Raw genomic sequence first — 21,180 nt, 5'->3', positions numbered from 1 at the left:
CGTACACACAGGGAGCAACCGGAATGGGTTCGGTTCGTGTAGCCGTCGTCGGCGTGGGCAACTGTGCCGCGTCGCTGGTTCAGGGCGTCGAGTACTACAAGGACGCCGATCCGGCGGTCAAGGTCCCCGGACTGATGCACGTCCAGTTCGGCGAGTACCACGTCAGTGACATCGAGTTCGTCGCCGCGTTCGACGTGGACGCCAAGAAGGTCGGCCTCGACCTCTCGGACGCCATCGGAGCGTCCGAGAACAACACCATCAAGATCTGCGACGTGCCCAGCACCGGTGTCACCGTCCAGCGCGGCCACACCCTCGACGGTCTCGGCAAGTACTACCGCGAGACGATCGAGGAGTCCGCCGAGGCCCCGGTCGACGTCGTCCAGGTCCTCAAGGACAAGCAGGTCGACGTCCTGGTCTGCTACCTCCCCGTCGGCTCCGAGGACGCGGCGAAGTTCTACGCCCAGTGCGCCATCGACGCCAAGGTCGCCTTCGTCAACGCCCTCCCGGTCTTCATCGCCGGCACCAAGGAGTGGGCGGACAAGTTCACCGAGGCGGGCGTCCCGATCGTCGGTGACGACATCAAGTCCCAGGTCGGCGCCACCATCACGCACCGCGTCATGGCGAAGCTGTTCGAGGACCGGGGCGTGATCCTGGACCGCACGATGCAGCTGAACGTCGGCGGCAACATGGACTTCAAGAACATGCTCGAGCGCGAGCGCCTGGAGTCCAAGAAGATCTCCAAGACGCAGGCCGTGACCTCCCAGATCCCCGACCGGGACATGGGAGCGAAGAACGTCCACATCGGCCCGTCGGACTACGTGGCCTGGCTCGACGACCGCAAGTGGGCGTACGTCCGCCTCGAGGGCCGTGCCTTCGGTGACGTTCCGCTGAACCTGGAGTACAAGCTCGAGGTCTGGGACTCCCCGAACTCCGCCGGTGTCATCATCGACGCCCTGCGTGCCGCGAAGATCGCCAAGGACCGCGGTATCGGCGGCCCGATCCTGTCGGCCTCCAGCTACTTCATGAAGTCCCCGCCGGTCCAGTACTTCGACGACGTGGCCCGCGAGAACGTCGAGAAGTTCATCAAGGGCGAAGTCGAGCGCTAGGGCTCACTCACAACGCTCCTGCCAGGGCTGCAGAGGGTCCCCGGGCTGTATCGCCCGGGGACCCTCGCCGTGTGTGAGGCTGTGTCCCATGTCCGTCGTCCGCGATCTGCGTGTCCTTCTCCGCTTCCGGGACTTCCGGCGTCTGCTCTGCGTACGTCTGCTCTCCCAGGGCGCGGACGGCGTCTTCCAGATCGCGCTCGCCGCCTACGTCGTGTTCTCCCCGGAAAAGCAGACCTCAGCCTCCGCGATTGCCTCCGCGATGGCGGTCCTCCTGCTCCCTTACTCCTTGGTCGGCCCTTTCGCCGGCGCCCTCCTGGACCGCTGGCGCCGCCGCCAGGTCTTCCTCTACGGCAATCTCGTGCGCGCCCTGCTGGCTTCGGGGACGGCCGTCCTGATGCTGAGCAACGTCCCGGACTGGCTCTTCTACGTCTCCGCTCTGTGCGTCACCGCCGTCAACCGCTTCGTCCTGTCCGGCCTCTCGGCCGCACTGCCCCGTGTCGTGGACGAGGAACGGCTGGTGATCGCCAACTCCCTTTCGCCGACGGCCGGAACGCTCGCCGCGACCGCGGGCGGTGGCCTCGCTTTCGCCGTACGGCTCCTGGTCGCCGACTCCGACGCGGCCGTGGTGCTGCTGGGAGCGGGGCTGTATCTGTGCGGTGCGCTTGCCGCACTGCGCATGCCACCGGAACTGCTGGGCCCCGACCGTGAGTTGATCCAGCCCCGCCTGGACGCTGCCCTCGCCGGCACAGCCCGCGACCTGGCCGCCGGGGTACGGCATCTGGCCGCCCCCGCACGTCGGTCGGCCGCTCGGGCACTAGGCGCGATGTCGGTCATGCGATTCTGTTACGGCGCTCTGCTCGTCACGGTGCTGATGCTCTGCCGGTACGCCCTGACGTCGGATCCGGACGACGGACTCGCCCTGCTGGGACTGGCGTTGGGAATCTCCGGCGCCGGCTTCTTCGTCGCCGCGGTCATCACCCCATGGGCGGCCGGGAAACTCGGACCGAAGCGCTGGATCGCCGTGTGCGCGGCAACCGCCGCGGTACTGGAGCCAGTCCTCGGGCTCCCCTTCGCCACCGCCCCCATGCTCATCGCGGCGTTTGTGCTGGGCCTGATCACCCAGGGCGCGAAGATCGCCACGGACACGATCGTGCAGTCGTCCGTCGACGACGGGTTCCGCGGCCGGATCTTCTCCGTGTACGACGTCTTGTTCAACATCGCTTTCGTCGGAGCCGCAGCCGTAGCCGCCCTGATCCTGCCGCCGGACGGTCGCTCGGCGCCCCTGGTGGTCGGTGTCGCCGTGCTCTACGCAGCAATCGCTGTGGGGATGACGAGGGAACGGCAGCTGGCGACGGAACGATGAAGGGGCGATGTTTCACGTGAAACACCGCCCCTCGAAGCGTACGGGGTCATGTTTCACGTGAAACATGACCCGGTTTCACGGCCTCAGTCCTGCGCGGCCCACCACTCCTTGAGGGCGGCCACCGCTTCGTCGTGCTCCATCGGCCCGTTCTCCAGACGAAGCTCCAACATGTGCTTGTACGCGCGGCCCACGGCAGGACCGGGTCCCACGCCAAGGATCTCCATGATCTGGTTGCCGTCGAGGTCGGGCCTGATCGAATCCAGCTCCTCCTGCTCCTGAAGCTGGGAGATCCGCTCCTCCAGACCGTCGTAGGCACGCGACAGCGCGGCCGCCTTGCGCTTGTTCCTGGTCGTGCAGTCCGAACGGGTCAGCTTGTGGAGCCGGTCGAGCAGCGGGCCCGCGTCCCGCACATAGCGGCGCACCGCCGAGTCCGTCCACTCCCCGGTGCCGTATCCGTGGAAACGCAGATGAAGCTCGACGAGCCGCGAGACGTCCTTCACCAGGTCATTGGAGTACTTGAGCGCCGTCATCCGCTTCTTGGTCATCTTCGCTCCGACCACTTCGTGGTGGTGGAACGAGACCCGGCCGTCCTTCTCGAAGCGGCGAGTGCGCGGCTTGCCGATGTCGTGAAGCAGTGCGGACAGGCGGAGGGCGAGGTCGGGCCCTTCCTTCTCCAGCGCGATGGCCTGCTCCAGGACGATCAGTGTGTGCTCGTAAACGTCCTTGTGCCGGTGGTGCTCATCGCTCTCCAGCCTGAGGGCCGGAAGCTCGGGCAGGACATGCTCGGCGAGTCCCGTGTCGACCAGCAGCGTCAGTCCCTTGCGCGGATGGGCGGACACGATGAGCTTGTTCAGCTCGTCCCTCACCCGCTCCGCGGAGACGATCTCCAGGCGTCCGGACATGTCCCTCATCGCGGTGACCACCTCGGGCGCCACCTCGAAGTCGAGCTGCGCCGCGAAACGTGCGGCCCGCATCATCCGCAGCGGGTCGTCCGAGAAGGACGCCTCCGGAGTGCCCGGCGTCCGCAGCACACGCGCCGCGAGGTCGCCGAGGCCACCGTGCGGGTCGATGAACTTCTTCTCCGGGAGAGCGACGGCCATCGCGTTCACGGTGAAGTCGCGCCGGACGAGGTCCTCCTCGATGGAGTCGCCGTACGACACCTCGGGCTTGCGTGAGGTGCGGTCGTACGCCTCGGACCGGTAGGTGGTCACCTCGATCTGGTAGCCGTCCTTCTGCGCCCCCACAGTGCCGAAGGCGATCCCGACCTCCCACACGGCGTCCGCCCACGGCCGAACGATCTTCAGAACGTCCTGAGGACGAGCGTCGGTCGTGAAATCCAGGTCGTTGCCGAGCCGGCCGAGCAGTGCGTCCCGGACCGAACCGCCGACCAGGGCGAGTGAGAACCCGGCCTCCTGGAAACGGCGGGCGAGGTCGTCGGCGACAGGAGTGACCTCAAGCAGTTCGTTCACCGCGCGGTCCTGCACCTGATGCGGGGCACTGAGGTTGTCTTCGTTGGCGTTCGGCACAACAGAAGAGGGTACGTGGCCCGGAGGTCCACAGGCGCCTCCATTAAACGTGCACAGACTCGCCACTGGAACCTGCACAAGGTCTGTTCCGGAGACTCACGAGCACGCTCCCCTTTATACGGGCACATTCAGGACACTGCGGCGGCGTCCCCCGATCTTGTGCAGCAGTCCGCGGCACTTCCCCTCAGCGCGCATCGTTACCATGCGTGGACGCACATTCCGACGACCACTGACGACGACGAGGGACGGGCGAGCGCGTGGCCGAGGCGGCAGACTTCCAGGGGACCAGTCCCTCACCTGCCCGCCGCTGGCTGCGGCGCACAGGGGCCCTGCTCGCAGGGGTCCCGCTCCTGGCCGGCCTGTGCCAGCTTCCCGCCGCGGCACCCGCCCAGGCCGCCGACGCCTCCGGGTCGGTGTCCGTCGCGATCGACACACTCAGCCCCAGCGCGCCTACGGACGGTGACACGCTCACCGTGTCGGGGACGGTTACCAACAACGGCAAGCAGGCTGTCACCGCCGCCCATGTCGGACTGCAGGTAGGCCCCGAGCTGAACACGCGCTCGTCGATCGACACCGTCAGCAACGGCAAAGACTCCCTCCAGGGCGACACAGGGTCCGAGGTCGGCGGCAAGTACGAGGCGAAGTTCGCGAAACTGACCCCCGGGGTGGCCCAACCCTTCTCCCTCTCCGTCCCGGTCGACGAGCTGGACCTCGGTGACGCCGGCGTCTACCAGATCGCCGTCTCCCTCTCGGGCAGGACCGCCGCACAGGCGTGGGATCAGCCGCTGGGCATCCAGCGGACCTTCCTGCCGTGGCAGTCCGACGAGGCGGACACGAAGACGAAGACGACGTTCCTGTGGCCACTGATCTCCTCCGTGCACATGACGGCGGAGACCGGCTCGAACGCCCAGCAGACGCCGGTCTTCCTCAACGACGACCTCGCCGAGGAGATCTCGGCGGGCGGCCGCCTGGACCAGATGCTGTCCCTGGGCGAGAACCTGGACGTCACGTGGGTGATCGACCCGGACCTGCTGGCGTCCGTCGACGCGATGACCCGCAGCTACCGGATCCAGGGCGAGGGTGACACCACCACCCCGGGCACCCACCAGGCACTCGCCAAGCAGTGGCTGGCCAGGCTGCAGAAGGCGGTGGAGGACAAGGAGGTCGTCGCGCTTCCGTTCGCCGATCCCGACCTCGCTTCCCTGGCCCACAACGGCACGAGCGTCACCGGCTCGCTCAGCCACCTCGACGAGGCCACCGACGTCGCGGCGACCACCGTGCGGACCGTGCTCCACGTGACGCCGAGCACCGACTTCGCCTGGCCCGTGAACGGCGCGGTGGACCCGTCGATCGTCAAGGTCGCCACCTCCGCCGGCGCCGACAAGCTGATCGCCCGCAGCGACAGCCTCCAGGAAACCGCCGGACTGACGTACACGCCTTCCGCGGCCCGTCCCATCGGCGGCGGCACCACGGCGGTCGTCGCCGACGCACGGCTCTCGACGGCGTTCCAGGGCGATCTGACGAAGGCCTCCTCCGCCACACTCGCCGTCCAGCGGTTCCTCGCCCAGAGCCTCGCTCTCGATCTCCAGACGGACAAGCAGCGCAGCATCGTCGTCGCCCCACAGCGCATGCCCACGTCGAGCCAGGCCGCCGCCATGGCCGAAGCGATCACCACGCTGCAGGGCGGTAACTGGTCACAGACCCAGAAGCTCTCGGCGGCGGCCGCGGCCAAGCCCGACCCCGGGGCCACCACCAAGGTGCCCTCCGCGTCCGCCTACCCCGCCTCGCTGCGCAGGCAGGAGCTGCCGAAGTGGGCCTTCCAGCAGATCGCGAGCACGCAGAACAAGCTCGACAACTTCAAGGTGATCCTCTTCGACCAGTCCCGCGTCGTGACCCCCTTCGGGCTGGCCATGAACCGCGGGATGTCCACGTCGTGGCGGGGCAGCGCAACCGGGGCGAGCAGCTTCCGCAGTGACGTCGAGGCCTATATCGACGACCTGATCTCCCAGGTCAGCCTGATCGACAAGTCGGAGACCAAGCTCTCCGGCCGCAGCGCCACGATCCCCGTGACGGTGCAGAACAACCTGGTGCAGGGCGTGAAGCACCTGAGGCTGCGGCTGACCTCGCTCAGCCCCAACCGGCTCGAGATCGGTGGCTCCTCCTACGACGAGCAGGCGGTCGAGGTCTCGGGCGGACACAGCCAGACGGTGAAGTTCACCACGACGGCCAACGCCAACGGCAAAGCCTCGGTGATCGCCCAGCTGTACACGGAGGACGGTCAACCGTACGGCAAGGCCGTACGGTTCGACGTGAAGGTCACGGAGTTCACGGCCACGGTGATGCTGGTCATCGGCGGCGGTGTCCTGCTGCTGGTGCTGGCAGGATTCCGGATGTACACCCAGCGCAAGCGCGCGGCCGCCCGTGAGGCCGAGCAGAGTGGTCCCGACGACGAGGCGGGCGAAGCCGCGGACGGTCCGGAGAACCCGGAAGGCCCGGAGGACCGTCTCAAGGAAGAGGCCGCCACCGCGACCGGGGCAGAAGACCCGGAGCAGCCGAGTGACCTGACAGCGGACACCGCAGCGGAAAGCGCCGACCCGTCCGGCACGGGTGAGAGAGTGGACCGTTGAGGATGTCGTGGCCGGTGGGCCCGGGACGATGAGGTGGGGTAACCATGAACGCGCCGTACGACGGTGATCGCGGTCAGGGCGCGGGCAACTCGGATCGCCCCGAGGGGCCGCCGCCCGAGCATGGCCAGGTGCCGCCACAGGCTCCCGCGGACATGTACCTCCAGGACGCCTACGACCAGGACCCCTACCGGGCTCAGGACCTCCATGCCCAGGACCCGGTCGCCGAGGCCCTCTACGACCGTGCCGCGCATCCCCCGCCGCCCCCCGGCACCCATCAGCCACAGCAGCCGCTGTACTCCCAGCCGCCCCAGTCCCCTTACGCCCCGGACCCGCACGTGTGGGCACAGACCCCGGCGCCCGAGCCGGAGGGCCCGACGCAGTACCTGCCGTACGGCGACGACCCTCGCACCACCCAGTTCGTGGGCGTCGACGATCTGGTGAGCGAGGCCGGCGAGGAACGCCACGAGCCTGACGCCTTCGCCCACCTCTTCCGCGACCAACAGCAGCGCGGCGGCCGCCCGACGGACACCCCGTCGGTACCGGGGCCGGGCGGACCGCCGCCGGCACCGCAGTTCCAGGCTCCCGCGGCGGCTGTGCCGTCGGCCGACGAGACCATGAATCTCGGTACTGCGACGGCCGCGGCGGCGCCCGCAACTCCCGCGACCCCCGCGAAGCAGGGTGGGAAGGCCACAGGTTTGCTCAAGTCGAGCGCCGTGATGGCGGCCGGCACGATGGTCTCGCGCCTGACCGGCTTCATCCGTTCGGCCCTGATCGTGTCGGCGCTGGGTGTCGGTCTGCTCGGTGACACCTTCCAGGTCGCCTACCAGCTCCCGACGATGATCTACATTCTGACCGTCGGTGGCGGCCTCAACTCCGTGTTCGTACCGCAGCTGGTACGTGCCATGAAGGAGGACGAGGACGGCGGCGAGGCGTACGCCAACCGGCTGCTGACCCTGGTGATGGTGGCGCTGGGCGTGCTCACCGGGATCGCGGTCCTCGGCGCCCCGTTCCTGATCCGTCTGCTGTCCGACTCGGTGGCCAGCGACCCGGCGGCCAACGAGGTGGGCATCACCTTCGTCCGCTACTTCCTGCCCTCCATCTTCTTCATGGGCATCCACGTGGTGATGGGGCAGATCCTCAACGCGCGCGGGAAGTTCGGCGCGATGATGTGGACCCCGGTCCTGAACAACATCGTCATCATCGTGACGCTCGGCACCTTCATGTGGGTCTACGGCACCGCGGCCGACTCCGGCATGAAGGTCTCGAACATCCCGCCGGAGGGGCAGCGCCTCCTCGGCATCGGCGTCCTGCTCGGTCTCGTCGTCCAGGCGCTGGCGATGATCCCGTACCTGCGCGAGACCGGCTTCCGGATGAGGCTGCGCTTCGACTGGCGCGGCCACGGCCTCGGCAAAGCCGTGACGCTCGCCAAGTGGACCGTCCTGTTCGTCCTGGCCAACCAGGCCGGCGCACTGGTGGTCACCCAGTTGTCCACCGCGTCCGGCAAGGCTTCTCCCGTCGACGGCACCGGCTTCTCCGCCTACGCCAATGCCCAACTCATCTGGGGTCTGCCGCAGGCCATCATCACCGTCTCCCTGATGGCGGCTCTGCTGCCGCGTCTGGCCCGCTCGGCGGCCGAGGAGGACGGCGGCGCAGTCCGTGACGACATCTCCCAGGGCCTGCGCACCACAGCCGTCGCGATCGTCCCGATCGCCTTCGGGTTCCTCGCCCTCGGCATCCCGATGTGCACGCTGATCTTCGGCTCATCCGGTATCAGCGAGGCCACGAACATGGGCTTCATGCTGATGGCCTTCGCCCTCGGCCTGATCCCCTACTCGGTGCAGTACGTCGTCCTGCGCGCCTTCTACGCCTACGAGGACACCCGCACCCCCTTCTACAACACGGTCATCGTGGCGGCGGTCAACGCGGGCGCCTCGGCCCTGTGTTACGTGGTGCTGCCGCCCCGCTGGGCTGTGGCGGGCATGGCCGCCTCCTACGGTCTCGCGTACGCGATCGGCGTCGGCGTCGCCTGGAACCGGCTGCGCAAGCGCCTCGGCGGCGACCTGGACGGCAACCGCGTTCTGCGCACCTACGCCCGGCTCTGCATCGCCTCCGTCCCGGCGGCGCTGCTCAGCGGAGCGGCCTGTTACGGCATCGGTCACTCGCTCGGTCAGGGAGTCGTCGGTTCGTTCGCCTCTCTGATCGCGGGTGGAGCGGTTCTGCTCGGGATCTTCTTCATTGCCGCGCGCAAGATGCGGATCGAGGAACTGAACTCGCTGGTCGGCATGGTCCGGGGGCGTCTGGGGCGCTGAAGCAGGGGTACGCGCACAACCATCGTCCGCCACTGTGTGTCGTGCATAGCGTCGGACTGTGGGCACAATTGGATTCTGCGTCGCACGGCGCGCAACGAATGGGGAGGCAGGGAACGACGGTGGCGGAACGGAGCACGGCTGCCGTCGACGTGGCAGACAACAGCGGTGACAAACCGCTGACCGCCAAGGCGGACCAGTCCACGGCCGACGGCGTGGCCAAGAACCGGGAGCGGGACACGGAAGACGTCGAGGCACAGGGGAGTGGCGGGACCGAGAGTCCTGGCAAAGCGTCACCGCCGGAGTTGCACAGCGGCCACAAACTGGCCAGACGCTACCGTCTCGAGGAGTGCGTCACCCGTCTGGACGGGTTCAGCAGTTGGCGTGCCGTCGACGAAAAACTCCGTCGGGCCGTCGGCGTGCACATCCTGCCCGCGGACCATGTGCGGGCGCGCTCCGTCCTGGCCGCGGCCCGTTCTTCCGCCCTGCTGGGTGACCCGCGCTTCGTCCAGGTCCTGGACGCCGTGGAGGAGAATGACCTCGTCTACGTCGTCCACGAATGGCTGCCCGACGCGACCGAGCTGACCGCTCTCCTCGCTCCCGGCCCGCTGGAGGTGTACGACGCCTACCAGATGGTCAGTCAGGTGGCGTCAGCCATGGCCACGGCCCACCGCGAGGGGCTCGCGCACCTGCGGTTGAACCCGAACGCGGTCCTGCGTACGTCGAGCGGGCAGTGGCGCATCCGCGGCCTCGCCGTGAACGCCGCGCTACGAGGCGTCAGTTCGGAGTCTCCGCAGCGTACGGACACCGAGGCGATCGGCGCGCTCCTGTACGCGGCGCTCACCCAGCGGTGGCCGTACGAGAGCGACGCCTACGGTCTGGCCGGTCTGCCCAAGGATGTCGGCCTCATCGCGCCCGACCAGGTGCGGGCGGGTGTCCACCGTGGGCTGTCCGAGCTGTCCATGCGGGCGCTCGCCAACGACGGTGCGACGGCCTCACGGCACGAGTCGGCGTGCACGACACCCGAGGAACTGGTCAAGGCGATCGGTGAGATGCCCCGCATCCGTCCGCCGGAGCCGGCGTTCACGGCCCCGCCGGACTACCAGCGCACGACGTACCAACAGGGCACATACGGCCGCCCGGCGCCCCACGCCGGTGTCACCTCGCCCGTACCGGCCCCGCCACCGCCGTTGCAGAGCCGTACGGGCCGAGCCCTGAAGTGGGCGGTCTCCGCCCTCCTCATCGCCGCCCTGGGTCTCGGCAGTTGGCAGCTCGCGGACGCGCTGATGGACCGGGGCGGGAAGTCGGACGAGACGAACCCGACGCAGACGACGGACGAGGACGGCGGCAACAAGCCCACCACGCCCTTGAAGCGCATCCCGATCGACAGCGTGCAGGAGTTCGCACCAAGCGGGTCCGGCATACAGGAGGACGAGGTCCAGCTCGCCATCGATGGCAATACGGATACCGCGTGGGTCACCCCGCAGTACCGGAGATTCGCCAACTTCGGGAACCTGCCGCAGCGCAAGGAAGGGAGTGGCCTGATCTTGGACCTCGGCAGTGTGAGGAACGTGTCCCGTCTCGATATCTCCATGTACCGGAGCGGGCAGACCGCCGAGGTACTCGCAGCGGACGCTGATGTCTCAGCTCCCGCATCCCTGAATGCTTTCTCCCAGCGGTTGACCAAGTTGTCGACCACCGGGGTGAGCCTTCAGATCGAACTGAAGAAGCCGATTCGTACGCGGTACGTTCTCATCCACGTCACGGAACTGCCGGAAGACGGGTCTGCCGACCTGTTCCGCGGTGGCATCTCGGAGGTCGAGGTCAGGGGCTGACTGAGACCCGGCTCGCGACGCGCCGGGGCCCCACGGCCCCGGCGTTCTGGCGATTTGCCCCGTTTGCACACTCGGTCTGTATTGGACTCAAAGGCTCCTGACCGGCCCGATCTCCTCATGCCGACTGCGGATCGAGGAGATCGCAACTTGGACATGACGTGAGAATGCCGGGCCGTGCCGGGGACCTGCTTTCATTCCTTCTGCAAGATGTCGCGTGACCTCTTCACCAGGCCGTCCTGAAAGGTCCTGAGTCTTTCGAGCTCCTTGGCGTGTCGGTCGATCATGCCTTGTTGGATCTTCGACTCCGCCTTGTGCCAGCGATCTACCAGGTCAACCTTGTTCTTGCACGACACGTCCGCTTGAGCCACCCGCTCCTCCTCCGCCGTAGCAGAGGTCTCGGCGAACCACTTGTCGCCGGCGGACTCCAACGGTGACGCGTACTCATAGCCCTTCTCGGACATGCATTCCGACCACTCGGCGAAGGCCTGCTTGACGTCTGCGCTGGTCTGGGACTCCTTGAAGGAGGTCAAATCTATCGTCCGAGCGGCTTCCACTCCCTGTGCTGGAAGGTCTCCTGAGCGGAGCGTCGCGTCCGCCTCCGCCATACAGCCGTCCTTCGCCCCGTCCGATCCGAAGAGCAGCTCCTTCTGCGCTGCATTCGGTGCAGGGGCGGGCTGAGTCGCACTCTCGTGAGGTGGATCGCGGTATCCGTATTCCGCTGCGATGCCCTGGTCCACAACTCCGTAGCGACGACTATTGCCGTTCGGTCCTTGGCGCAACGGAGGAACGACCACTGGGACCATCTACTTCCGGGGAATCCTGATGCCCCGATGAGCACGATACGCACAGAGCAACCCCGAGTGCAGCGGCCGTCCGCACGCCAAACCTAAGCATTTCGGCATTCCATCCCAAAGTTTTCAGAATCGGTCCTGGAGAAAAAGCCAGAGTGCCCTGCGCGTGCAGGGCACTCTGATGTCAACCGTTCACCAAGAGATCACGGTCAGCTGCCGAACCGGTAGCAGTCACTCGGCGTGTAAGTCAGGAACCAAGCCGACGCGTTCTCGTTATAGGTGTTCTTGAGCTGGTAGGCGTACTCAATCTCCTGGTATGCCTTGATGGCGTCGCATGCGCCGTTGTAACCGCTGCTGAAGTGTCGCGTCCTCGGAGGCGAGTACGTAGAGTTGCCCACGGGAGGGGCTTATGGCAGAGGGCGCCGGATACGGCGATGCAAGCGACGAGCATCTTCTCACCCGTCATGTCGAGGGCGACCCCGACGCCTTCGGCGAGCTCGTGCGGCGGCATCGGGATCGGCTCTGGGCGGTGGCCCTGCGGACGCTGGGGGATCGCGAGGAAGCCGCTGACGCCGTCCAGGACGCCCTCGTCTCCGCCTACCGGGCCGCCCATACCTTCCGAGGCCAGTCGGCCGTCACGACGTGGCTGCATCGGATCACCGTCAACGCCTGCCTCGACCGTGCCCGTAAGGCCGCCTCCCGCAAGACGTCTCCGGTCGACGACACCGAGCGCCTGGAGCAGCTCCTGGAGCCGCACGAGTCCGCCTCGGCGCCCGCGGAGCGCAACGACCTCCACCGCCAGCTTCTGGAGGCCCTCGGCACGATCCCGCCCGACCAGCGCGCCGCCCTCGTCCTCGTGGACATGCAGGGTTATCCCGTTGCCGAAGCCGCCCGCATCCTCGACGTGCCGACAGGGACGGTGAAGAGCCGCTGCGCCCGAGGCAGAGCCAGACTGCTCCCCCTTCTCACTCATCTGCGGCCGGAAAACGCCGGAGACGGCAGAGAAGGGGGCGTTGGACGGAACCGGACTCAGGGGACATCCGTCCCACCCGCAGCGGGACCTCCGTCACAAGGCCCGCCGGATTCAGGATCAAGCGATTCAGCTGCAGTGAAGGGCGGAGGTGGGCGAGCGTGACTTCCACGACGGACACAGCCGGGCACCCGGACGTCGCGGAGATCTCCGACCTCACCGAAGGCGTCCTGCCCCCCTCCAGGACCGCGGACGTACGGCGGCATCTGGACGAGTGCGACCTCTGCACGGACGTTCACGCGTCGCTGGAGCAGATCCGTGGCCTGCTCGGCACGCTACCGGGCCCGCCTCGCATGCCCGCCGATGTCGCCGGCAGGATCGACGCCGCCCTCGCCGCGGAGGCTCTCCTCCAGGCAACTGCTCCCGAGACCGTGAACGCACCGGAGCCGATCGAGAGCGCGCATGTTTCACGTGAAACATCGCCCACCGCCGACCGCCCGGCGGGACACGCTCGCACTTCCACCACCGGCCCGGGCCGCAAGGACCGCAGCAGGAATGGACGTCGCAAGGTTGCCGTCCTCGGGGCCGTCTTCACCGTCGCCGCACTGGGATTGGGCTCCGTCCTGCTCTCGACGTTGGACGACGGCAAGTCGACCCGCGCGGCAACCGGACATGTCACTGCTCCCGCCGACACCTTCTCCGCGAGCGGACTGGAGAAGCAGGTCTCGGACCTTCTCACCGACAAGCAGAGTGCAACCGGCGGGTCTCAGGCTCCGCACACCAGCATGGGCGCGGCGAGCATCCCGGGCTCCGAGGACCCCCGCACCCTGCTGACGCCGGAGGTTCCCCGATGCATCCAGAACGGCATCCACACCAGTGACTCGCCGCTCGCCACCAAGAACGGCGTCTACGAAGGCACGGACGCGCTTCTGGTCGTGCTGCGTGATCCCTCCGACAGCACCCGGATCACCGCGTACATCGTGGATACCTCGTGCGTGAAGAACGCACCGACGGGCGCCGCGAAGGTTCTGCTGAAGCGGTCCTACGCGCGCTCCTGAGCGGTCACGCATCGTCTTCGTCCTGCGTGGTAATGCGTACGGTGTGGCCTCTCCGTGTGCCCGGACACACCGGGAATGCGCGCCCCTTAGGATCCGTTGGGTGGGGTGAGAGTCCCGCGAGGGGCTCCACCGGTCCGACGACGCAGTCCAGAGACGAGGAACCAAGCCGTGAGCGACGTCCGAAACGTGATCATCATCGGCTCCGGGCCCGCCGGCTACACGGCGGCGCTCTACACCGCGCGCGCGTCGCTGAAGCCGCTGGTGTTCGAGGGCGCCGTCACCGCCGGTGGCGCGCTGATGAACACCACCGAGGTGGAGAACTTCCCTGGCTTCCAGGACGGCATCATGGGCCCCGAGCTCATGGACAACATGCGCGCCCAAGCGGAGCGCTTCGGTGCCGAGCTCGTCCCGGACGACATCGTCAGCGTCGACCTGACCGGTGAGATCAAGACCGTCACCGACACCTCGGGGACGGTCCACCAGGCGAAGGCTGTGATCGTCACCACCGGTTCGCAGCACCGCAAGCTCGGCCTGCCCAACGAGGACGCCCTCTCCGGGCGCGGCGTCTCGTGGTGTGCCACGTGTGACGGCTTCTTCTTCAAGGACCAGGACATCGCCGTGATCGGCGGCGGTGACACCGCGATGGAGGAGGCGACCTTCCTCTCCCGCTTCGCCAAGTCCGTGACGATCGTCCACCGCCGTGACACCCTGCGCGCCTCGAAGGCGATGCAGGAGCGTGCCTTCGCCGACCCGAAGATCAAGTTCGTGTGGGACAGCGAGGTTGCCGAGATCCAGGGCGACCCCAAGCTCTCGGGGCTGAAGCTGCGCAACCTCAAGACCGGCGAGATCTCGGACCTGGCGGTCACCGGCCTGTTCATCGCGATCGGCCACGACCCGCGCACCGAGCTCTTCAAGGGCCAGCTCGAACTGGACGGTGAGGGCTATCTGAAGGTGGAGGCGCCTTCGACCCGTACCAACCTGACCGGTGTCTTCGGCGCCGGTGACGTGGTCGACCACACGTACCGCCAGGCGATCACCGCGGCCGGCACCGGCTGTTCGGCCGCTCTCGACGCCGAGCGCTTCCTCGCCGCCCTCGCGGACGCAGAGAACGCCGAGCCCGAGAAGACCGCTGTCTGACCCCCATCCCGCCCCACCGCACCAACCCAGTTAAGGAGCCCGCCGTGGCCGGCACCCTGAAGAATGTGACCGACGATTCCTTCGAGCAGGACGTCCTGAAGAGCGACAAGCCCGTCCTGGTGGACTTCTGGGCCGCCTGGTGCGGACCGTGCCGTCAGATCGCTCCGTCCCTTGAGGCGATCGCCGCCGAGTACGGCGACAAGATCGAGGTCGTCAAGCTGAACATCGACGAGAACCCGGGTACGGCCGCCAAGTACGGCGTCATGTCCATCCCGACGCTGAACGTGTACCAGGGCGGCGAGGTCGCCAAGACCATCGTCGGTGCCAAGCCGAAGGCCGCGATCGTCCGCGACCTTGAGGACTTCATCGCCGAGTGATGTTTCACGTGAAACACGATGGGGCCGGTCCGAAAGGGCCGGCCCCATCGCGTTACAGAGGGCGCAACGCTGGTTCCTTCTGTACCGCTCCCAGAAGCCGGTCCAGTGCCATCTCCACGTCTTCCTTCCAGGAGAGCGTGCTGCGCAGCTCCAGCCTCAGCCTCGGGTACGTGGGGTGGGGCCTGACCGTCTTGAAGCCCACGGCGAGGAGATGGTCTGCGGGAAGCAGACAGGCGGGCTCTTTCCAGCGGGCGTCGCCGAAGGCCTCGATGGCCTTGAAGCCCCGCCGCAGCAGGTCCTTGGCAACTGTCTGCACCATCACGCGGCCCAGACCCTGCCCCTGATAACCCGGCATGATGAATGACGTCATCAACTGGACGGCGTCCGGAGAGACAGGGCTCGTGGGGAACGCCGTCGAGCGGGGAACATACGCGGGAGGGGCGTAGAGGACGAAACCGACCGGCACGTCGTCGACGTAGACGATCCGGCCGCACGATCCCCAGTCCAGCAGGACGGCAGAGATCCAGGCTTCCTTCTCCAGAGCGGCTGTTCCCGCTTTTACCGCGGCTTCTCCGCTGACGGGGTCCAACTCCCAGAAGACGCACGAGCGGCAACGCTGGGGAAGGTCCGGAAGGTTGTCCAGCGTGAGCGGTACGAGCCGACGCCCCATGAAGGCTGTTCCTCGCTTCCTTCGCCCGCAGCATCGCGGGCGGCCGTCAGAGCGCTCCGTTCCCTGAGCAGGCTACCGACGAATCCGCCGACCGCCCCCAGTCCCAGGCCCGCGCTCACCAGTCCGCTTCGGCTCATCGTTCGCATGGCCCCTGCCTCCCCTCAGAGGTACTGCCGGGTGGATGTGCCGCACCCAGTCGCATCGTATCCACCCAGCGATTCCATCGATACCGCCTGAAAGCAAAGAGCGGGCCGTGCTCCGGGGCACACCGGACACGACCCGCTCTCCATCCTCGCCTGGACGCTGTCACCCTGGCGACCCTGGCTCAGCCCTCTGCCTCTTCGTCCTCGCCGTCCAGCAGGCTCTTCTGCAGAACCGGTCCCTCACCGGGGGCGAGGGAGCTGAGGATCCGTTCGAGGTCTTCCATCGAGGCGAACTCGACGGTGATCTTGCCCTTCTTCTGACCCAGATCGACCTTCACTCGCGTCTCGAAACGGTCCGAGAGACGGGTCGCGAGGTCGCTCAGCGCCGGAGAGACCCGGGCGCCGGCGCGCGGCCCCTTGGAGCGCTGGGCGGTCTGCGGCCGCGACCCCATGAGGGTCACGATCTCCTCGACCGCACGCACCGAGAGGCCCTCGGCCACGATCCGGTGGGCCAGCCGGTCCTGCTCCTCCGAGTCCTCGACAGAGAGCAGGGCACGGGCGTGTCCGGCGGAGAGCACTCCGGCGGCCACCCGGCGCTGTACCGACGGCGACAACTTCAGCAGACGCAAGGTGTTGGAGACCTGCGGACGGGACCGGCCGATGCGGTCCGCCAGCTGGTCGTGCGTGCAGTTGAAGTCCTTCAGCAACTGGTCGTAGGCGGCTGCCTCTTCCAGCGGGTTCAGCTGCGCACGGTGGAGGTTCTCCAGGAGGGCGTCCAGAAGAAGCTTGTCGTCATCGGTGGCTCGCACGATCGCAGGGATCGCGTCCAGACCGGCCTCACGACTGGCCCGCCATCGCCGCTCGCCCATGATGAGCTCGTAGCGGGCGGGACCGACCTGGCGTACGACGACCGGCTGGAGGAGGCCGACCTCCTGGATGGAGGTGACCAGCTCCTGCAGCGCGTCCTCATCGAAGACGTCACGCGGCTGGCGCGGGTTCGGCGTGATGGAGTCGAGAGGGAGCTCCGCGAAGTGGGCACCCATGGGAGGCGCGGGCGTCTCCGCATAACCGTTGACCGAAGGCGTCTCGGTTTCATGTGAAACAGGCGGCAGCGTGGCCACCTTCGCCGCGGCCACGCCACGATCGGTCGTCAGCACCGGAACGGATGCCGGAGACGCGGAACCAGTGCCCCCCATCGCCGCCGGGGTCGGCGTTTTCTCCGTCGGGGCAGCGGGGATCAGTGCGCCGAGACCACGACCCAAACCCCTCCGTCGCTCGCTCACTGGATCCCCTCCACCATGTTCGGATTGCTCTGTGCGCCGATGTGCGCCTGCGTCGGGTCATAGCTGACGCCGACGCCCTTCAGCGCGATCTCTCGCGCTGCCTCAAGGTAGGACAGGGCGCCGCTTGATCCTGGATCGTAGGTCAGCACCGTCTGTCCATAACTCGGCGCCTCGGAGATACGGACCGAGCGGGGAATGCTCGTCCGCAGCACCTCCTCGCCGAAGTGGGTGCGCACCTCGTCCGCGACCTGGGACGCGAGGCGCGTCCGGCCGTCGTACATGGTGAGCAGGATGGTCGATACGTGCAAGGTGGGGTTGAGGTGGCCCCGCACCAGATCGACGTTGCGCAGCAGCTGTCCCAGGCCCTCCAGCGCGTAGTACTCGCACTGGATCGGGATGAGGACCTCCGCACCGGCCACGAGCGCGTTGACCGTCAGCAGGCCGAGCGAGGGCGGACAGTCGATGAGGATGTAGTCCAAGGGCTGCTCGTACGCCTGGATGGCGCGCTGCAGACGGCTCTCACGTGCCACCAGGGACACCAGCTCGATCTCCGCACCGGCGAGATCGATGGTGGCGGGGGCGCAGAAGAGGCCTTCGACATCTGGGACCGGCTGAACGACCTCGGACAGCGGCCTGCTGTCGACCAGGACGTCATAGATGGACGGGACTTCGGCGTGGTGGTCGATACCCAGCGCGGTGGACGCGTTGCCCTGGGGGTCGAGGTCGACCACCAGGACACGGCCGCCGTGCAGAGCCAGCGAGGCAGCAAGATTGACGGTCGTCGTCGTCTTGCCGACCCCGCCCTTCTGGTTGGCAACGACCATGATCCGGGTCTGCTCGGGCCGTGGCAGGCCCTCGCCGGCGCGACCAAGAGCCTCTACCGCCAGTTGGGCAGCACGACCGATCGGAGTGTCGTCCATCGGGGGCGGTGTTTCACGTGAAACATCCTCCCCCATCGACTCGGTTCGGGGACCGGGGACCGGATCGGTCATCGGTCCCGCGATGTTGGCGTCGGACCGCAAGGATTCACTCTCCTCGACTTCAGGCTCGCAATGAACAGAGCCTCCCATGTCTTCGGGGTCGTGAACCAGTGAGGCCTGTTGTTCTGTGGAGAAATCCACCTCTGTGGACAACTCCGTTACCTCTCCGAGTGACCCAAGAGGCTTTCGGTCGCGGGGTTCGGCCGCGGCGCGGCCCCGGCTGATGATGCCGTGCAGCAGTGAGCGACGTTTCACGTGAAACACGATGCAGGGCAGCCGTGCCCGTTCTGCCGCGACACTCCGGCATGCATAGGTTTGACAGCTTGTGTGGAGTAAGTCTCGTCGGCAGGACGGATCAGCGACGCCGACGGGTGCGGCCGGTGCGGGCCGCCTTGGCACGCTTGGCCGCGAAACGTACACCGCCGGGACTTTCCCCGACTTCCACCCTCACCACAGTGGACAACGGATCGACCACGCCCTCACCCACATGCAGGATGGAGGTCGCCACGGCACCGAGCTTGCTCAGGGCCGTGCCTGCCGCCTTGAGCTCCTCCTCCGCGGTGTCGCCCTTGAGCGCCAGCATCTCGCCGTAGGGACGCAACAGCGGGACACCCCAGGTCGCCAGCCGGTCCAGCGGGGCCACCGCCCGTGCTGTCACCACGTGCACGGGAGTCAGCTTGCCCATGACCTCCTCGGCGCGGCCCCGCACGACCGTCACATGGTCCAGCCCCAGCAGCTCCACGACCTCCGTGAGGAAGGTCGTACGCCTCAGCAGCGGCTCCAGCAGCGTGATCTTCAGGTCCTCGCGGACGAGGGCCAGAGGAATGCCGGGCAGACCGGCACCGGAGCCGACATCGCACACCGTCACGCCCTCGGGAACGACCTCCGAGAGCACCGCGCAGTTGAGCAGATGCCGCTCCCACAAGCGGGGCACTTCACGGGGACCGATGAGACCGCGCTGCACACCCGCCTCAGCGAGCAGCTCGGCGTACCGCACCGCGTCCTCGTAGCGATCGCCGAACACCTCGCGCGCCTGCTCGGGCGCGGGGGGAAGCTCCGCTGCCTCCGTCACGGGGAACCGTCCTTCCGTACCGCATCAGCGCACCGGGCGCCGATCATCAGAACTATCAGGCTGACAAAGTTCGGCCCCGCCTGCTCTACAGACGGGGCCGGAGGAACGTACGGACCGATCAGGCGGGAAGCACGACGACGAAGCGCTGTGGCTCCTCGCCCTCGGACTCACTGCGCAGCCCGGCAGCCTTGATCGCGTCGTGCACGACCTTGCGCTCGAACGGCGTCATCGGGTTGAGCTTCACCGACTCGCCCGTGCTCTTCACCTCGGCGGCGGCCTTGGCGCCCAGCTCGGACAGCTCGGCACGCTTCTTGGCCCGGTAACCGCCGATGTCCAGCATCAGCCGGCTGCGGTCCCCGGTCTCACGGTGCACAGCCAGGCGGGTGAGCTCCTGCAGGGCTTCCAGCACCTCGCCGTCACGACCGACCAGCTTCTGCAGGTCGCGACCGCCCGCGTCGCTGATGATCGAGACAGCGGCGCGGTCGGCCTCGACGTCCATGTCGATGTCGCCGTCGAGATCGGCGATGTCGAGCAGACCTTCGAGGTAGTCCGCCGCGATCTCGCCTTCCTGCTCCAGGCGGGTCAGGGTGTCTGCACCCTCGGCAGCGGCGGAGGTGGTGCCTTCCGTCACGGGATGGACTCCTTCTTACTTCTTGGACGGGGACTTGGGCCGCTGCGGACCCTTGCGCTGTCCGGACTGGGCCTTGCTGCGGGTACCGCCGCCGGGCTGCTTCTTGGCGGGAGCGGCGGGCTTGGCGTCCTCTGGCTCGTCGGACTTGGTCAGCGAGGTCGGCTCCGACGACGGTGCGTCATCAGCCGCCTTCGAGCCGGCCGCAATCGCACCCGACTGCCGCTGGGACTTGCTCTGCCGCTTGGGCTGCTGACGCTTGGGAGCCGCCGCGCTCGCCGTCGAACCGTCCTCGGTCTGGACCGCGGCCTGGGAGTCGCTCTGGATGACCGAGCCGTCGGCCTGGGCCGCGAGGCCCGCCTTGTTCAGACCGTTGATGAACTTGCGCTCGAACTCGTTGCGGTCGCGGCCCTTGGCGACGATCGCCTTGATGATGGTGCGCTCGCTGCGCTTGCGGGCCTTGCCGTGGCTCGTGACGTGCTTGGTCAGACGCTCCAGGTACGCGGCCTGGGCCTTGGAACCCGGGGTCGGGTTGTTGTGGATGACGTACATCTGCTGGCCCATGGTCCACACGTTGGTGGTCAGCCAGTAGACGAGGACACCGACCGGGAAGTTGATGCCGAAGACGGCGAACATGACCGGGAAGACGTACATCAGCATCTTCTGCTGCTGCATGAACGGCGTCTTGACGGTGGTGTCGACGTTCTTCGTCATCAGCTGGCGCTGCGTGTAGAACTGCGACGCCGACATCATGACGATCATGACCGCGGTGACGACCCGCACATCGGTGACCGTGGCGCCCAGCGCCTGGACAGTGGCGGAGCCGTCCTTGAACTTCGCGGCGAGCGGGGCGCCGAAGATGTGCGCCTTACGAGCGCTGGCCAGCAGCGACTCGTTGATGACGCCGATGGTGTCGCCCGTCGCGATGCCGTTGAGCACGTGGTAAAGGGCGAAGAAGAACGGGGACTGCGCCAGGATGGGAAGGCACGAGGAGAGCGGGTTGGTACCCGTCTCCTTGTACAGCTTCATCATCTCTTCGGACTGACGCTGCTTGTCGTTCTTGTAGCGCTCCTGGATCTTCTTCATCTCGGGCTGGAGCGTCTGCATCGCCCGCGTCGACTTGATCTGCTTCACGAAGAGCGGGATCAGGCAGATACGGATCAGGATCACGAGGGACACGATCGACAGGCCCCAGGCCCAGCCGGTGTCAGGGCCGAAGATCTTGCCGTACACCGTGTGGAACTGGACGATGACCCAGGAGACGGGTGTCGTGATGAAGCTGAAAAGACTGGCAATCGTGTCCACTAA

At 67.3% G+C, this 21,180-nt stretch carries 17 protein-coding genes; 9 read left to right on the top strand and 8 right to left on the bottom strand.

Going from position 1 to position 21,180, the window contains the following annotated elements; translation table 11 throughout:
- Positions 1 to 23 precede the first annotated feature (23 nt).
- Positions 24 to 1,106: an inositol-3-phosphate synthase gene (locus tag H293_RS0119355; protein ID WP_020119508.1), complete on the top strand. Its 1,083-nt coding sequence runs from the start codon at positions 24 to 26 to the stop codon at positions 1,104 to 1,106.
- Positions 1,107 to 1,194: 88 nt separating this feature from the next.
- Positions 1,195 to 2,469, top strand: a complete 1,275-nt coding sequence (locus tag H293_RS0119350; RefSeq protein ID WP_020119507.1) for an MFS transporter — start codon at positions 1,195 to 1,197, stop codon at positions 2,467 to 2,469.
- Positions 2,470 to 2,552: 83 nt separating this feature from the next.
- On the opposite strand, the gene H293_RS0119345 is transcribed toward H293_RS0119350, so the two are convergent.
- The gene (locus H293_RS0119345; RefSeq protein WP_020119506.1) at positions 2,553 to 3,995 is read right to left on the bottom strand and encodes a CCA tRNA nucleotidyltransferase; all 1,443 of its coding nucleotides are present in this window, start codon (positions 3,993 to 3,995) and stop codon (positions 2,553 to 2,555) included.
- 257 nt (positions 3,996 to 4,252) lie between these two features.
- Between H293_RS0119345 and H293_RS0119340 the strand changes: the two genes are divergently transcribed.
- The 3 genes from H293_RS0119340 to H293_RS0119330 all read left to right on the top strand — a co-directional run bounded on the left by H293_RS0119340 (position 4,253) and on the right by H293_RS0119330 (position 10,763).
- A complete protein-coding gene (locus H293_RS0119340) occupies positions 4,253 to 6,622 on the top strand; it encodes a DUF6049 family protein (protein WP_020119505.1) in 2,370 nt (789 codons plus the stop codon).
- A gap of 44 nt (positions 6,623 to 6,666) precedes the next feature.
- Positions 6,667 to 8,931, top strand: coding sequence for a murein biosynthesis integral membrane protein MurJ (gene murJ, locus H293_RS0119335; RefSeq protein ID WP_020119504.1), 2,265 nt, complete (start codon positions 6,667 to 6,669; stop codon positions 8,929 to 8,931).
- A gap of 119 nt (positions 8,932 to 9,050) precedes the next feature.
- Positions 9,051 to 10,763, top strand: coding sequence for a protein kinase family protein (locus H293_RS0119330; protein WP_020119503.1), 1,713 nt, complete (start codon positions 9,051 to 9,053; stop codon positions 10,761 to 10,763).
- A gap of 191 nt (positions 10,764 to 10,954) precedes the next feature.
- Here H293_RS0119330 and H293_RS49745 read toward each other — a convergent pair whose 3' ends face one another.
- Entirely contained in the window at positions 10,955 to 11,368 is a 414-nt protein-coding gene (locus tag H293_RS49745) for a hypothetical protein (protein ID WP_020119502.1), read from the bottom strand.
- A gap of 595 nt (positions 11,369 to 11,963) precedes the next feature.
- Between H293_RS49745 and sigM the strand changes: the two genes are divergently transcribed.
- From sigM to trxA, 4 genes are all read left to right on the top strand, one after another.
- Positions 11,964 to 12,689 (top strand): RNA polymerase sigma factor SigM, encoded by a 726-nt coding sequence (gene sigM, locus H293_RS0119320; RefSeq protein WP_020119501.1) that lies wholly within the window; start codon positions 11,964 to 11,966, stop codon positions 12,687 to 12,689.
- Positions 12,686 to 13,582 carry an anti-sigma factor family protein gene (locus tag H293_RS0119315; RefSeq protein ID WP_020119500.1) on the top strand — a complete coding sequence of 299 codons (897 nt, stop codon included), beginning with the start codon at positions 12,686 to 12,688 and terminating at the stop codon, positions 13,580 to 13,582. Before sigM ends, H293_RS0119315 begins: the two co-directional genes overlap by 4 nt.
- Before the next feature lie 168 nt (positions 13,583 to 13,750).
- Positions 13,751 to 14,719: a thioredoxin-disulfide reductase gene (gene trxB, locus H293_RS0119310; protein ID WP_020119499.1), complete on the top strand. Its 969-nt coding sequence runs from the start codon at positions 13,751 to 13,753 to the stop codon at positions 14,717 to 14,719.
- Positions 14,720 to 14,763: 44 nt separating this feature from the next.
- The gene (gene trxA, locus H293_RS0119305; RefSeq protein WP_003991504.1) at positions 14,764 to 15,096 is read left to right on the top strand and encodes a thioredoxin; all 333 of its coding nucleotides are present in this window, start codon (positions 14,764 to 14,766) and stop codon (positions 15,094 to 15,096) included.
- 52 nt (positions 15,097 to 15,148) lie between these two features.
- On the opposite strand, the gene H293_RS0119300 is transcribed toward trxA, so the two are convergent.
- The 6 genes from H293_RS0119300 to yidC all read right to left on the bottom strand — a co-directional run bounded on the left by H293_RS0119300 (position 15,149) and on the right by yidC (position 21,177).
- The gene (locus H293_RS0119300; protein ID WP_020119498.1) at positions 15,149 to 15,766 is read right to left on the bottom strand and encodes a GNAT family N-acetyltransferase; all 618 of its coding nucleotides are present in this window, start codon (positions 15,764 to 15,766) and stop codon (positions 15,149 to 15,151) included.
- A gap of 325 nt (positions 15,767 to 16,091) precedes the next feature.
- Complete coding sequence (locus H293_RS0119295; RefSeq protein ID WP_028807999.1) at positions 16,092 to 17,192, bottom strand: ParB/RepB/Spo0J family partition protein; 1,101 nt, start codon at positions 17,190 to 17,192, stop codon at positions 16,092 to 16,094.
- Positions 17,189 to 18,262 carry a ParA family protein gene (locus tag H293_RS0119290; protein WP_078612614.1) on the bottom strand — a complete coding sequence of 358 codons (1,074 nt, stop codon included), beginning with the start codon at positions 18,260 to 18,262 and terminating at the stop codon, positions 17,189 to 17,191. Before H293_RS0119290 ends, H293_RS0119295 begins: the two co-directional genes overlap by 4 nt.
- Before the next feature lie 265 nt (positions 18,263 to 18,527).
- Positions 18,528 to 19,244 (bottom strand): 16S rRNA (guanine(527)-N(7))-methyltransferase RsmG, encoded by a 717-nt coding sequence (gene rsmG, locus H293_RS0119285; RefSeq protein ID WP_020119495.1) that lies wholly within the window; start codon positions 19,242 to 19,244, stop codon positions 18,528 to 18,530.
- A gap of 118 nt (positions 19,245 to 19,362) precedes the next feature.
- A complete protein-coding gene (locus H293_RS0119280) occupies positions 19,363 to 19,875 on the bottom strand; it encodes a Jag family protein (RefSeq protein WP_020119494.1) in 513 nt (170 codons plus the stop codon).
- A gap of 15 nt (positions 19,876 to 19,890) precedes the next feature.
- Positions 19,891 to 21,177, bottom strand: coding sequence for a membrane protein insertase YidC (gene yidC, locus H293_RS0119275; protein ID WP_020119493.1), 1,287 nt, complete (start codon positions 21,175 to 21,177; stop codon positions 19,891 to 19,893).
- Between the last annotated feature and the right edge of the window lie 3 nt (positions 21,178 to 21,180).

This window comes from Streptomyces canus 299MFChir4.1 (assembly GCF_000383615.1).
Classification (GTDB): Bacteria; Actinomycetota; Actinomycetes; order Streptomycetales; family Streptomycetaceae; genus Streptomyces; species Streptomyces canus_C.
The sequence above is the reverse complement of the archived record's forward strand: the minus strand, read 5'-3'. Positions and strand labels throughout refer to the sequence as shown.

Coding starts and splice junctions, on each gene's coding strand:
- H293_RS0119355 (WP_020119508.1), top strand. CDS start 24: ATGGGTTCGGTTCGTGTAGCCGTCGTCGGCGTGGGCAACTGTGCCGCG.
- murJ (WP_020119504.1), top strand. CDS start 6,667: ATGAACGCGCCGTACGACGGTGATCGCGGTCAGGGCGCGGGCAACTCG.
- sigM (WP_020119501.1), top strand. CDS start 11,964: ATGGCAGAGGGCGCCGGATACGGCGATGCAAGCGACGAGCATCTTCTC.
- H293_RS0119350 (WP_020119507.1), top strand. CDS start 1,195: ATGTCCGTCGTCCGCGATCTGCGTGTCCTTCTCCGCTTCCGGGACTTC.
- H293_RS0119290 (WP_078612614.1), bottom strand. CDS start 18,262: ATGGGAGGCTCTGTTCATTGCGAGCCTGAAGTCGAGGAGAGTGAATCC.
- H293_RS49745 (WP_020119502.1), bottom strand. CDS start 11,368: ATGGCGGAGGCGGACGCGACGCTCCGCTCAGGAGACCTTCCAGCACAG.
- H293_RS0119300 (WP_020119498.1), bottom strand. CDS start 15,766: ATGGGGCGTCGGCTCGTACCGCTCACGCTGGACAACCTTCCGGACCTT.